The organism is Gillisia sp. Hel_I_86 (assembly GCF_007827275.1).
Lineage (GTDB): Bacteria > Bacteroidota > Bacteroidia > Flavobacteriales > Flavobacteriaceae > Gillisia.
In genome coordinates this window covers 1563825-1578095 of sequence record NZ_VISE01000001.1, presented here as the reverse complement: position 1 = coordinate 1578095, position 14271 = coordinate 1563825, and the positions used below count along the sequence as shown (strand labels likewise).

The following is a 14271-nucleotide window of genomic DNA, read 5'->3' as shown; positions in this document are numbered from 1 at the left end:
TATTACCGCTCGTCAGATTTTTTTAACCTTAATTTAAGCAATGCAAAAACACCTATAGCAGCAATTGCCAGCACTGAAATTTCCAACAAGGTATCCGAACCCCTAAAATCCACTAAAATAACATTCACTACATTTTTACCATGTGCCAAGATATATGCGTTTGCCGCATAATAATCACTCACTTCACTACTTTTAGGTTCTGCTAAAACTTCTAAAATTAGAAGTGTAATAATTGTTCCAAATGCCAGGGAGAGCACTCCATCCCTAATCCTCATCTTATAATCCGACAGTTTCAGGTATTTAGGTAATTTATAAAGTACCAATACAAAAAGTATCACCGTAAGGGTATCTATAGAAAATTGAGTCATTGCAAGGTCCGGTGCACTATATACCACAAATAAAATACAAATAGTATATCCAATTATACCCATGGAAGCAACCGCAGCCAATCTAGACCTTGTAAATACGGTATATATAATTGCTATAAGCATCACGAGGGAGGTCGCGGCCTCATACACAGTAATTGGTGAAAAAGTACTGAAATCTACCGAATAAGTCGCCGTCCTAAACAAGGCATAGCCTATTAATACGATAGTGAACACCATGATTGTAGCGACGTAGTTTCTTAGATATCCATTTTGAAACAAATTGGTCCAACCATTAGAAAATTTATAGAAAAAAGCCCATGAATTGGTTATGATGCTTTGTGGGGAAAGCTTTTCGAATTTAGCAATCCATATTTCCAATTTTTTTGTTGGCTTAAGGGCAAAATACAAAACTGTCCCTATTGCTATGGTTATCACACTTAGCAATAAGATAACATTGAAGCCCTGAAATAATTTTAAATGAATGTCCCCATTGTTCAATCCCATAGAACCAACCATGGGTTTAACCAATGAACCTTCTATAAGCCCCGGGAAAATCCCAAAAACAATACAACCAAGGGCCAAAAGCACTGGCGGGAGCCACATTAAAAAACTGGGCATTTTGGTGTTCTCAAATCTTTCTGGGAGCGTTCCAGTAAATGGTTTGATACCCGCAACAAAACCAGCATAGAGCAACAATATTTTTGTGACCACAATTAATGCCGTAAGTAGGAGCGCCACGTTTCCAAAATGGAAAGTAGATTCATAGATGAGCTCTTCTCCTATAAATCCAATTGTAGGAGGAATTCCTGCACTGGAAAGTGCGGCTAAAAATCCAGCGATCGCAACAGGCAACAACACTTTTCTTAGTCCGCGTAAAACGGTGGTGTCTCGAGTCCCGGTTTGATGATCTATAATACCAGTAACCAAGAAAAGTGTAGCTTTATATAAGGCATGCACAATAATAAATACCGCTGCAGCTGTAAGTGCATCCACAGTACCTTGCCCAATTAAAAAAACTAAAATTCCTAGTACTGAAATGGTAGAGTAAGCTAAAATCCCTTTCAGATCTGTTCTGAAAAGGGTGTGTATAGCAGAATAAACCATAGTAATTGCCCCCACAATAATTAAGCTGGTATTCCAAAATTCATGATCACCCAATACAGGGGTCAACCGCATCAAAAGATAGATCCCTGCTTTTACCATCGTGGCAGAATGCAAATACGTGGAAACCGGAGTTGGTGCCTTCATGGCTCCAGGCAACCAGAAATGAAATGGAAATTGAGCCGACTTTGTAAAGGCAGCGCCAAAAATTAGGAGCACAATTAAAATATAATATGGGTTCGAAGCGATCTCCGGGTTCATTGTTAGCATTTCGGCGATGCTATATGTTCCGGTTATCGATCCTAAAAACAATGCTCCAACCAACAAAGAAAGCCCTCCAATTCCAGTAATTGCCAGTGCTATTAAAGCCGATTTTCTTGATTCCTTACTGGTATTGTTAAACCCGATTAGGAAAAAAGATGTTATACTGGTTAGTTCCCAAAAAACAAAAAGAGAAATAAGGTTATCGGACAGCACAAGGCCAAGCATTGCAGCCATGAACATACTTAAATACCCAAAAAACCGATCCAAATATTGATGGTCCTTTAAATATGCCGATGTATACATAAAGACCAAAAAACCAATCCCTGTGATCATTAAGGAGAATAAAAGGGATAAACCATCCAAGGTAAACCCAAGGTTTACCCCAAAAGCCGGGATCCATGTATGAAATTGCGAGATAACCTCTCCATTGGAAATTCTACCAATGAACTGGGCAAAATATATAAAGAGCGCCAAGGGAATCCCTGCTGCCAGAATAGAAAATTTTCCTTTAAAAAATTTCCCGGTAAATACCAGGAACAAAGAAAATGCAAACCCTAAAAGTATAGCTACAAGCATAGATAACTTTAAAATTCAGTTTCATGCAAATATAATAGTTATTATTGAGGAATGGTAGAAGGAGATTTAGTTTAATATTTAATTACTTGGATTTTTATTTACCTATTTTAGAACCTAAAATCTAATATTACTATGCCTAAATTTATTTTTTTCTTTTTAATTTCTGCTTTTTCTTTTGCACAAACCAACACCTATGAGATCTCATTTGAAAATGCGGTACCCCATGAAGCAAAGATTAAAGCCAGTTTTCCAAATGTAAAATCCCATTCCCTTACTATCAACATGAGCAGGACTTCTCCCGGAAGATACGCATTGCACGAATTCGCAAAGAATGTTTATGGTTTTAAAGCAATAAACAGCAAGGGAAAGGAATTAAAAGTCACTCGCAACAACCCATATTCTTGGAGCATTTCCGGTCATGATGGAACGGTCAATATCGAATATGTTTTATTTGCAAATCGTGGAGATGGTACTTATTCCCAAATAGATAACACACATGCCCATCTCAACATTCCAGCCACATTTATATTTGCTGAAACATTAAAACATAGACCTATAGAAGTGAAATTTATACTACCTGACACATCAGACTGGAAAGTTGCAACGCAGTTAAAAAAACTAAATACAAATAGATACACAGCTCCCAATTTATATTATTTTATGGATAGCCCAATGGAATTGAGTGATTTCAGTTTAAGGGAATTCAGAATGGATGGCAAGAATATAAGATTTGCATTGCACCATGATGGAACAGAGGCTGAGCTAGATGCCTATTTTGAGCAGGTAAAACGAATTGTAGAGCAGGAAAAAATGGTTTTTGGAGAATTACCAGAATTCGATTTTAACGAATATACTTTTATCGCCTGTTATCTCCCAAATGTTTCGGGCGATGGCATGGAACATAGGAACAGCACCATTTTAACCGGTACCGAGAGCTTGGCGGATGGAGGAATGAAAGGAAACATAGGAACTGTTTCCCATGAATTCTTTCACGCATGGAATGTGGAAAGAATACGGCCAGCAGATTTGGAACCTTTCGATTTTTCTAAGGCAAATATGTCCGGATCTTTATGGTTTGCCGAAGGTTTTACGAGCTATTACACAAACCTTATCCTGTGCAGAGCTAATATTTTGACCCCTGATGAGTATGTGAAGAGCTTAAATGGCACTTTTAACTACGTTTGGAATTCTCCAGCGCATGCCTATTTTAACCCGATAGGGATGAGCTACCAAGCTCCCTTCGTGGATGCCGCAAAATCTGTAGATCCAGTAAACAGGGAAAACACCTTTATCTCCTATTATTCCTACGGAAGCGTTTTGGGATTGGCTTTGGATTTAAGCCTAAGAGAGCAAGGACTAAACCTGGATGACTATATGCAACAAGTTTGGAACACCTATGGAAAAACAGAGGTTTCTTATACCATTAAAGATCTTAAGGAAAGTTTATCAAAATATGCCGGGAAGCATTTTGGTTCAGAATTTTTTGAAAATTATATTTACAAAAGCGAAATGCCCAACTATGGTGAACTTTTTAAATCGGTTGGACTACAACTTACACAGGATGGCGAAAAAGGGCATTTTGGGGCATCCTTAAAAGAAACTGAAAATTCAGTACAAATAAGCAGTAACCCTAAAATTGGTAGCCCGGCGTATAAAGCAAATTTAAACAGAGGGGATAAAATTACTGCGGTAAATGGAAAAGGCATTACCACTATGAAAGAGTGGGAAGCTATTATAAATGAAAGCAAACCTGAAACCAGTTTAGATGTAACTTATTCAAGAAATAACAAAGAAGGGAAAATGAAAGTAACGCTTTCTCAAGATCCAACTTACGAAATAAGTATCGATGAGAATGCCGATAAAAAAGCTCAAAAAGCAAGAGCGGCTTGGTTGGCAACGAAATAATTTTTATTATTATAATGTCAATTTTTTTAGGACAAGTGGGGGAATAGAAAATACATACTGAGACAAGTACCAGGGCGAAAAGAAGAAAACATCAAATTGAAAGTCCAACAAATGCGTGATCGAAAATCTGCGGGAGAATTTTCAAAAAAAATTCAAATCAAAAATCAATAGCCTTTGAACGCACTTTGGGCATTGGCAAAAGAAATAGAACCAAAATAAGGCCATGAACAATAAGTTTAATGCATTAAAAAAAAAGGAATGAAAAAAAAAGTGATTGATTTATTTGGAAACAAAGCAGCTCAAGATAAGGAAGTTAAATATTCTAAACTATTGGAACAATTTATTGCACCATTTTCCAATGATTTTACCGATACGGAATATCTTGAAGATATATTTGAATTTGCCATAAATGCTTGGAATTTTGGAAATATGAAAGCTCTTATGCCAAAAGAGGAATTTCAAAAAACAACCCATTTAATGGACCAAGCACAAGACGTGAATGCTGTGCTACTGAAAAAAATGATCGATTATAAAATACTTAAATTTAAACAGCATCCCAATTTTATTGTAGATTTTGAACTAACCCAAACAAATGCCGACCCAATATTAACGGTAGTTACCAAACTTGAAGAAGATTATTTATCAGAGATGATGGATATTATGGATGATGAACTTTCCCCCGATAATTTTGAAGAGAATTATATTAACCGCACCGCAATTCTCCTTAAGCCAAAACAAGCCTTCCTTGATTGGTATTCCAATTTGAATCCCGATGATGAATTTCAAGCAGGTATAACTGAAACCAATATTTATTTAATAGATGATTCCATGAAGGATTTGGAAGAATGGCTTAAAAAGAAATTTGACAGGTTTTTCACTATGGAATTATATGAATGGCATACCAACAAGAAAGAATGGCCACAAAACCGTAATTATAAAATGTTCAAAGAATGGTTTCATGTGGAAATATCCAGTATGATCTACGATCTAGAAAAAAAACCAGTTCTAAAATCAGGATATTGATAAAGTGCCGCAACGATAAGAAATTCTATTTGCGGGAAAAGTCAACATAAAAATTTCCCGCAGGTTCCGCAGAAAAACCTGCATCAATGTAAATTGATGATTTCCCCGGCGAAATGCACAATGAAAAAAAATCCGCATAAAACGAAAAAAATAATCTGCGAATTTCTGCGGAATCCGCGGGAGAAAAAAAAGATACTATGCAAATACCATTAACCGAATTTGAACAACTCATTGATGAAAAAATCCTTAAAAGGGGCATCTCCTATTTTAAGGCTGGTGCAATAACCGATTTTTTGGAAATTTCAGCGGGAGAATATGAAGCCGTTGTTTCTGGTACTAATGAATATATCGTTAAGTTGGAGGTTAGCAACAATACCATTGTAGGGCATAATTGCGATTGTCCTTATGATATGGGCCCGGTTTGTAAACACGTGGTAGCAGTAATATTCCATTTGCAACAAGATGAACTGGAATTAAACCTACCGCCATCTGGGAAATCTTCAAAAAAAACCAAGAAAAAAACAAAGTCGGTTTCCCAACAAGTAAGGGAATTGTTAAAAGCGATTTCACACCAAGAGTTAATGGATTTTGTAAAGGAAAACAGCCAAAAAGACAAGAAGTTCAGAAATTATTTTTTGGCGTCATTTGGACATTTAAGTCAAAATCAGTCGAAGGAATTTTATCAAAAACAAATTCATTCCATTTTACAAACCGCAGCAGGTAGGGAGGGTTGGATTGGATGGACAGACATGAAATATGTAGTAAACACCACCACCCCCTTTATAGAAAATGCCGAAAAGTATTTGGTGAACAATAATTTTGAAAACGTATTTTTTATTAGCACCGCACTATTGGAAGAAATGACGGAAGCATTTCAATATGGGGATGATAGTAATGGGGATCTGGGCTTTTTTATAGAATCTGCGATGGAATTGCTTTCAAAATTGGTACAATCCGAAATCCCCATTTCATTAAAACAAGAAATTTTTGAATATTGTATTACTTCCTTCAAACAAAAACTTTTTGAAGGTTGGGACTGGCATTTGGGGATGCTTCACATTGCTTGTGATTTAATCGAAAAAGAAAGTGATGCCGATATTATAATGAATTGCTTGGATACGGTAACTGGGAGCTATCAAATAGAACAAGCTCAATCTTTTAAACTGGATTTATTAAGAAGGTTCAAGGATGAAAAAGAAGTAGAAGCCTATATCAACAAGCACATTTCAAATTCATCAATTAGAACAAAAGAGATAGAAAAAGCCTTTAAAGCCAAAGACTTTGAAAGAGTTGTAAAACTATCAATGGACGGAATTACATGTGATGAAAAAGACAAACCGGGCTTAGTGAAGGTATGGTACAATTGGTTGCTAAAAGTTGCTCAAGCTAAAAAAGACACGGCTAAAATTATTAAGTATTCGAGGTTCTTATTTATTGATAATTCTTATCCCGAACAAGATTATTATCAAATTTTAAAGGACAACATTGAAGAGGAAAATTGGCAAGCTTTTTTAGAAGAAATAATAAAAGAAATCACTCCCAAACAAAGATGGGCCTACACAGAATTAATTCGAAAAATTTACATAAGGGAAGAATGGTGGGACAGGTTGTTTTTAATGCTCAAACAAAATCTTTCTATGGAGAATATTCAGCATAATGAACAGTATTTGGCAAAAGACTATTCAGCTGAATTGATAGAAATGTACAGTGAAAGAATCATAAATTATGTTGAAAAATTTGTTGGGCGAAAGCATTACCAAACAGCTTGTAGATATTTGCGTAGAATGAAAAAATTGGGGGGAAATGACAGGGTCATTGAATTAATAGAATTGTTTAGAAAGCAATATCCACAACGTAAAGCGCTAATGGACGAATTAACCCGAGTGTAAATACCAATCAAGAGCCCCGGGACAATCCCGCGGGGCATGAACTCGAAAATATTTTTAAAAATTCGAGGCAAGCCTAGGGGAATTAAACCCTCTATGAGGGATTAAAAGTCCTACAACCCGAAAGATTTCAGGGCCAAGTCGTTCAAAAAAGTCAATCCCATGAGCCAATTTTTATGATAGATAAGTGTAGGGTCAACGTGTAGACCTCATGGAACCAGCAGCTGGCCAGGGGGTTTAAACTTACACCCTCAATAAGGGATTAATCGGCCAGTACGATCGCTTTGTTGTCTTTCATTTCAAGCACCCCACCTTTAATAGGGTAGAAAAGGACATTGTTGGCTTCTTTTCTAAAAGCTGAAGGAAGGTTTTTCAACATTTTCGGGGTTGCCGAAGCCAGATCGATCTTTACTTCCCCTTCGACTAAAAGTGAAACAATTGCAGCATGGTGATTTAACATCTGAAATTCGCCATCCATTCCAGGAACCCTTACCGACACTACTTCTGCACCAAATACAACTGCTTCCGGAGTAACTATTTCTAAATACATATTCTTTTAGTATTGAGTAGTGAGTATTGAGATGTGAGTTAAAGAGTTATTTCTCAATACTAACATCTCAATTCTCACTACTATTTTATGATTCAGCCAACATTTTTTCTCCTGCCTCGATAGCCTCTTCAATAGAACCTTTAAGGTTAAATGCAGCTTCAGGATATTTATCCAATTCCCCATCCATGATCATGTTAAATCCTTTGATGGTTTCTTTAATGTCTACCAATACTCCTTTTAGTCCTGTAAATTGTTCAGCAACATGGAAAGGCTGAGATAAGAAACGTTGTACACGCCTTGCTCTATAAACCGCTTGCTTATCTTCTTCAGAAAGTTCTTCCATCCCAAGAATAGCAATGATATCCTGTAATTCTTTATAACGCTGTAACAACTCTTTTACTCGTTGTGCACAGTTATAATGTTCATCACCTAAAACTGCAGCGGTAAGAATTCTTGAAGTAGAATCCAAAGGATCTACGGCAGGATAAATACCCAACTCGGCAATTTTACGGGAAAGTACGGTTGTAGCATCCAAGTGAGCAAAGGTTGTTGCTGGTGCTGGATCTGTTAAATCATCTGCAGGAACGTAAACCGCCTGTACAGATGTAATAGATCCGTTTTTTGTTGAAGTAATACGTTCCTGCATCGCTCCCATCTCTGTTGCCAACGTTGGTTGGTAACCTACCGCAGATGGCATACGTCCAAGAAGTGCCGACACTTCAGATCCCGCTTGTGTAAAACGGAAAATATTATCTACGAAGAAAAGTACATCTTTCCCTTGTCCATCTCCTGCCCCATCACGGAAAAATTCAGCAATGGTAAGTCCAGAAAGTGCAACTCGTGCACGTGCTCCCGGGGGCTCATTCATTTGTCCGAATACGAAAGTTGCTTTAGATTCTTTCAAAGCAGCTTTATCTACTTTGGAAAGGTCCCATCCACCTTCTTCCATAGAGTGCATGAATTCGTCTCCGTATTTAATAATACCAGACTCCAACATCTCTCTTAAAAGGTCATTTCCTTCACGGGTTCTTTCTCCAACTCCAGCAAACACTGAAAGTCCACCGTGACCTTTTGCAATATTGTTGATTAATTCCTGAATTAATACGGTCTTACCTACTCCGGCTCCACCAAATAATCCAATTTTACCACCTTTTGCATAAGGCTCGATTAGATCTATTACTTTAATTCCTGTATATAATACTTCTGTAGAAACAGATAAGTCTTCAAATTTTGGAGAATCACGGTGAATTGGCAAACCAGCTTCGCCCGCTTTAGGCAAAACATCCAATCCATCGATAGGATCACCGATCACGTTGAACAAACGCCCGTAAACATCTTTTCCTATAGGCATTTGTATTGGAGCTCCAGTTGCAACAACTTCCACACCTCTACTCAATCCATCTGTAGAATCCATAGATACAGTTCTTACCGTATTTTCACCAATGTGTGATTGTACTTCAAGAACCAAAATAGAACCATCTTTTCTGGTAATTTCTAGGGAATCGTAAATATTTGGCAAATCGGCGTTATCTGTGTTGAAAACTACATCAACTACAGGGCCTATAATTTGTGCAACTTTACCTGTGATTTTAGACATTATCTAATTCTTTATGTTTAATATTGAAATCTTTAAAATATGTTGGATAAAAATGAATCAATCTTAACCTATTTTCAGGCTGCAAATATAGTTTTTTCTTTATAAAATCATATAGCCTAAAGCGCAAGTTTTTTTGAAGAATCCAATTTTAATGAAGTTGAAAGAAGGAAAGCCCTGTACACGGCTTTATTTAGCTATAATTTATTGAACGTCAGTACTTATTCCTGAACCAAAAAAGCTCTTTAGCTTTATATGCTAAAGAGCTTTTACATCAAATTGATTCCGTATTAACTGCTATATCCTTAGTTATTGAATGTTATCGATAGGTAGTACTGCTGGCCAATTAATCCGGTGCCATAGGCAGTAAAATATTCGTTCCCTCCAATGTTGGTGGCTCCCAACTTAAAAATGGATTTAATAGAAGGCACTTTGTAATTTACCTGTGCATCTACTACAGAGTATGCCGGCACGGTTCCATCCCCAAAAGTACTTTGCCATAAATAGGTATCGCTCCATCTATAATTTACATTGAATCCGAAGTTGGTGAACACCTCTGTATTTCCGAAGGAAATCTTCACTTTGTGCTTGGGTGTATTAAAGCTGGTCCTAAAATCTGGAGCCGAAGATTGATCGAAATCCTCTTCGGAATAGGTATAGTTCCCATCCAGATCAAAATTCCCAAAAACCTTTGTTCCCAGCCCAATTGTTGCTCCATAGGATTTTACATCTGCCGAAGAATTTGTATAGGTTTGATATGCTTTAAAATCTCCTTGTTGAAGCGCCAATAAAGAAAGGTCGTCAACCCCAACCTCTCCATACAACGGAACTAAAACGGTTTCATTAGAAATAAAATCTTTGTAGGTGTTGTAATAGGCATTTAAGTCTATAATCACTTTTCCAGTCCTTCCACGATATCCAACTTCAAAAGCTGTTACTTGTTCTGGCTTTACAATATCTACATCCGATTTAGCCGGAGCTCCAGTTAATACAGAATTCAAAGAAAATGAATTTTCATAGGCTGCTCTTCCCACTACAGTGGCATTTGGACTACCAGTTACCGCTGCCCCAACTCCGCTTAATGGGAAGGTTCTAACATCGCGATCCAAATTAGATTCAGCCGAACCTACTAAAATTGCTCTTCCGGCATCCAAACCAATAAATAAATCCTGAGTAGTTGGATATCTAAAACCTGTTTGTACAGATGCTCTTAAATTGTGAGATCTTCTAGCACCCGCAGTATACCCTACAGAAAGTCGTGGAGAGAAGTTTCCATCAAACAATTCGGATTTATCATATCTAATAGATCCAGTTAATTTCAATCTTTCTGCCATTAATTTTTTCTGAATTTGCGTATAGATACCATATTCAGAATATTTTATTGGACCATCTACATCAGTAAAAATAGTTCCAAAGGAATTCAGTTTGTATTGCCTGTACGATCCTCCAACCTGAATATCAGCAAAATCTTGAGTAATGTGGGAAAAATTATAATTTGCATCTGCATGCCTTAATTGAGTTTCATCTTGGAATTTAGATCCTGTAGCAAGACTTGGGTCGGTGGTTACCTGCTCAAAGGCATTCTGAAATTCTGGTGTTCCCGGTTCCAATCTTCCCGTATCTGCCGTTTGTCTTGCAACAGCATGCGCCTCTTCTGTAGAAGCGCCCACCATAGTTGCACCTAAAAATGCTCCGGTGTATTGTCCAAACCACTGCTCATCTGATTTCCAACGCCTATTAATGTTGATCGCTGTAAAACGGGTATCATAGGAATCACCGGCGTCTTCATCGGTGATATAACCCCTCACGAAAAAGTTGTCATTCCCAATTTCCAATTTATGCTGTTGCAAAAAAAAGTCCTTCAATGCATATCGATTGGCACCTTGATAAATTGTAGATCCAATGCCCACTTTTCCTAAATAACTGATTTCAAAATCATCTGCAAAAGGCCTGTAGTGCAGGGCAGCATCAAATTTTATACTTTCTGCCTCATAATCGGTAAGACTGGTTTCAGCATAACCTGTTCTAGTTACATTTTCATTAGGTATAAAGTCTACTGCCTCCAAAGGGATTATCCCTGCAGCAGCCAGGGATTGGCCAACTCCTTTAATGTTTACACTAAAGTCATCCCCATAAGTGTTTAAACCATCATAGTTTGGATCGGCTCTCGTATTTCCCGGACTTAGCACATCTACCTCACTTACGGCATACCAGTCTGTTCCTTTTAAATAAGAGAAATTGACCTTGGCTGCAAATTTATCGGAGAATTTGTGGGCAACCCGAACACCAAGATCATAAACCGGATTGGTGCCAGCAGCCTCTTGCGAAGTGATTCCCTGCTTATAATACGCGCTTATTCCCGGAAAATCAAACGGATTTTTACTGGTCATAAACAAGATTCCATTAAAAGCATTTGCGCCATATAAAGCGGAAGAAGCTCCAGGGAGGAGTTCTATACTATGCACGTCGAGCTCTGTCATCCCAAGCAAATTACCAAGAACAAAATTCAAGGCTGGAGAGGAATTATCCATTCCGTCTACCAATTGTACAAATCTGGTATTGGCAAAAGTGGCAAAACCACGTGTGTTTACAGATTGGAACGTTAAACTACTGGTGTTTATATCTACTCCTTTTAGGTTTTCAAGTCCGCCATAGAAGGAGGCGGCGGTAGTATTCTTTATTTCCTTGATCCCAAAACGCTCTATGGTTACGGGAGATTCAAAGATTCGTTCCGGAGATCTGGAAGCTGAAACCACTATTTCATCCAAGGCATTTCCTTCTAGTAGCGTAACATTGATTACCTGATTATTGGAAGTAACAGAAACCAATTGGGTTTCATATCCCACACTACTAATTTGAATGTTGAATGGTGGGGCTTGGGAAACGGAAAGACTAAAATCTCCATTGAGATCTGAAACCGTACCTTGTGAAAGATCGGGAACCAGTATATTGGCTCCCGCAACCGGGGTGCTGTTGTTATCTACAATACGACCGGTAACCGTAGTTTGGGCGTGGGAAATAAGGCAACACAAAAAAACAATAAGGAGGATCGATTTTTTCATATTCTGATTTTAAGTTAATTTCATTAACAATATAGTTAATTAAATGACTAAAAATAAGAATATAGCAAAAAACCTGTTAACAGAATATAAACTATTCTACCGTTACAGATTTGGCCAAGTTTCTTGGCTGATCTACATTTTTACCCAGCATCACTGCAATATGATAAGAAAGCAATTGCATTGGGATTGTAGTTAACAATGGCGTTAAGGATTCTATAGTATCTGGCACCTCGATCACATAATCTGCCAGTTCCTTCACTTCTGTATCGCCTTCTGTAACAATCCCTATAATTTTTCCTTTTCTGGATTTTATTTCTTGAATATTACTCACAACCTTATCGTAATGCCCAATTTTGGTAGCAATAACCACAACCGGCATTTGCTCATCGATCAAGGCAATAGGCCCGTGTTTCATTTCGGCAGCAGGATATCCTTCAGCATGGATATAGGAGATTTCTTTTAATTTCAAGGCTCCTTCCAGCGCCACCGGGAAATTATAACCTCTTCCCAAATAAAGGCAATTTGTTGCTTCTTTATATTTAAAGGCGATTTCTTTAATATGCTCGTTCGTTGTTTCTAAAACCTTAGAGATCTTGACAGGAATGGCTTCCAATTGCTGTAAATGATGTCTAAAATCTGTATCGGATATGGTGCCCCTATGTTTTGCCAGTTTTAAAGCCATTAAAGTAAGTACCGTGATCTGGGTTGTAAAAGCTTTGGTTGAAGCAACCCCTATCTCTGGACCTGCATGCGTGTAAGCTCCCGCATGGGTTTCCCTGGATATTGATGACCCTACGACGTTACATACCCCAAATACAAAGGCTCCTTTTTCTTTAGCAAGCTTTATTGCGGCCATGGTATCTGCAGTTTCCCCACTTTGAGAAATGGCAATTACAACATCGTTTTCATGAATTACGGGATTTCTATATCTAAATTCTGAAGCATATTCAACTTCTACAGGGATTCTTGCAAGGTCTTCGAAAATATACTCGGCTACCAATCCCGCATGCCATGAAGTTCCACAGGCAACAACAAGAATTCTCTTTGCCTTTGCAATACGCTCAATATTATCGTCTACCCCAGCCATTCTAATTATGCCCTTATCCACCAACATGCGCCCCCTATAGGTATCTGTTATGGCATTAGGCTGCTCATAGATCTCTTTAAGCATAAAATGATCATAGCCTCCTTTTTCAATCTGCTCTAAATTCAATTGTAATTCCTGAATATATGGATCTACTAAAGAGTCATCATGTATTTTTCTAACTTTAATTTCTTTATCAAGTCTCACCACGGCCATTTCACCATCTTCAAGATAAATAGCATTATTGGTGAACTCAATAAATGGAGAAGCATCAGATGCTATAAAAAATTCATTTTCTCCAATCCCTATTGCTAATGGACTCCCTAACCGGGCAACCACCAGTTCATTTTCTTTTCTTTTATCAAAAATGGTAATAGCGTAGGCCCCGATAGTTTGGTTAAGTGCAATTTGCACTGCTTTCCCCAACATCACATCTTCATTGATCATTACATCTTCAATAAGGTTTACCAACACTTCCGTATCGGTATCAGATTGAAAAGTATAGCCCCTTTTAATCAACTCCTTTTTAAGGGAAGAATAATTTTCTATAATCCCGTTATGGATTATCACCAAATTTCCAGAATTGGAATAATGTGGATGCGAATTTACATCATTTGGCACCCCATGTGTTGCCCATCTTGTATGCCCTATCCCAATATTTCCTTTAGTGGAAGTGGTAGCATTAAACTTGGCTTCAAGATCTGCTACTTTCCCTTTGGTCTTACAAAGATTAAGTTCTTCCCCGTCAAACAATGCAATCCCAGCACTATCATACCCTCTATACTCTAATCTATGCAATCCTTTTAACACTATAGGATAAGCTTCTCTATGCCCTATATAACCTACAATTCCGCACAT

General features: G+C 37.7%; 8 protein-coding genes. 3 read left to right on the top strand and 5 right to left on the bottom strand.

Going from position 1 to position 14271, the window contains the following annotated elements; all coding sequences use genetic code 11:
• Positions 1-2: 2 nt before the first annotated feature.
• The gene (locus tag JM83_RS06985) at positions 3-2309 is read right to left on the bottom strand and encodes a putative monovalent cation/H+ antiporter subunit A (RefSeq protein WP_144960671.1); all 2307 of its coding nucleotides are present in this window, start codon (positions 2307-2309) and stop codon (positions 3-5) included.
• 132 nt (positions 2310-2441) lie between these two features.
• On the opposite strand from JM83_RS06985, the gene JM83_RS06980 reads away from it, so the two are divergent.
• The 3 genes from JM83_RS06980 to JM83_RS06970 all read left to right on the top strand — a co-directional run bounded on the left by JM83_RS06980 (position 2442) and on the right by JM83_RS06970 (position 7126).
• Positions 2442-4214 carry a M61 family metallopeptidase gene (locus tag JM83_RS06980; RefSeq protein ID WP_144960669.1) on the top strand — a complete coding sequence of 591 codons (1773 nt, stop codon included), beginning with the start codon at positions 2442-2444 and terminating at the stop codon, positions 4212-4214.
• A 258-nt stretch (positions 4215-4472) separates the two neighbouring features.
• Positions 4473-5237 (top strand): hypothetical protein, encoded by a 765-nt coding sequence (locus JM83_RS06975; protein ID WP_144960667.1) that lies wholly within the window; start codon positions 4473-4475, stop codon positions 5235-5237.
• A 197-nt stretch (positions 5238-5434) separates the two neighbouring features.
• On the top strand, positions 5435-7126 hold the full coding sequence (locus JM83_RS06970) for an SWIM zinc finger domain-containing protein (RefSeq protein WP_144960665.1): 1692 nt from the start codon (positions 5435-5437) through the stop codon (positions 7124-7126).
• Positions 7127-7385: 259 nt separating this feature from the next.
• Here the strand turns inward: JM83_RS06970 and JM83_RS06965 are convergent, their stop codons facing one another.
• From JM83_RS06965 to glmS, 4 genes are all read right to left on the bottom strand, one after another.
• Positions 7386-7673, bottom strand: a complete 288-nt coding sequence (locus tag JM83_RS06965; RefSeq protein WP_144960663.1) for a FoF1 ATP synthase subunit delta/epsilon — start codon at positions 7671-7673, stop codon at positions 7386-7388.
• Between the two features lie 85 nt (positions 7674-7758).
• Positions 7759-9270, bottom strand: a complete 1512-nt coding sequence (gene atpD / locus JM83_RS06960; RefSeq protein WP_144960661.1) for a F0F1 ATP synthase subunit beta — start codon at positions 9268-9270, stop codon at positions 7759-7761.
• 302 nt (positions 9271-9572) lie between these two features.
• A complete protein-coding gene (locus tag JM83_RS06955) occupies positions 9573-12329 on the bottom strand; it encodes a TonB-dependent receptor (RefSeq protein WP_144960659.1) in 2757 nt (918 codons plus the stop codon).
• 91 nt (positions 12330-12420) lie between these two features.
• Positions 12421-14271 carry a glutamine--fructose-6-phosphate transaminase (isomerizing) gene (gene glmS, locus JM83_RS06950; protein ID WP_144960657.1) on the bottom strand — a complete coding sequence of 617 codons (1851 nt, stop codon included), beginning with the start codon at positions 14269-14271 and terminating at the stop codon, positions 12421-12423.

Bases quoted from the DNA above. Each gene is read 5' to 3' on its own strand.
- JM83_RS06985 (WP_144960671.1), bottom strand. From the start codon at position 2,309: ATGCTTGTAGCTATACTTTTAGGGTTTGCATTTTCTTTGTTCCTGGTA.
- JM83_RS06980 (WP_144960669.1), top strand. From the start codon at position 2,442: ATGCCTAAATTTATTTTTTTCTTTTTAATTTCTGCTTTTTCTTTTGCA.
- JM83_RS06975 (WP_144960667.1), top strand. From the start codon at position 4,473: ATGAAAAAAAAAGTGATTGATTTATTTGGAAACAAAGCAGCTCAAGAT.
- JM83_RS06970 (WP_144960665.1), top strand. From the start codon at position 5,435: ATGCAAATACCATTAACCGAATTTGAACAACTCATTGATGAAAAAATC.
- JM83_RS06965 (WP_144960663.1), bottom strand. From the start codon at position 7,673: ATGTATTTAGAAATAGTTACTCCGGAAGCAGTTGTATTTGGTGCAGAA.
- atpD (WP_144960661.1), bottom strand. From the start codon at position 9,270: ATGTCTAAAATCACAGGTAAAGTTGCACAAATTATAGGCCCTGTAGTT.
- JM83_RS06955 (WP_144960659.1), bottom strand. From the start codon at position 12,329: ATGAAAAAATCGATCCTCCTTATTGTTTTTTTGTGTTGCCTTATTTCC.
- glmS (WP_144960657.1), bottom strand. From the start codon at position 14,271: ATGTGCGGAATTGTAGGTTATATAGGGCATAGAGAAGCTTATCCTATA.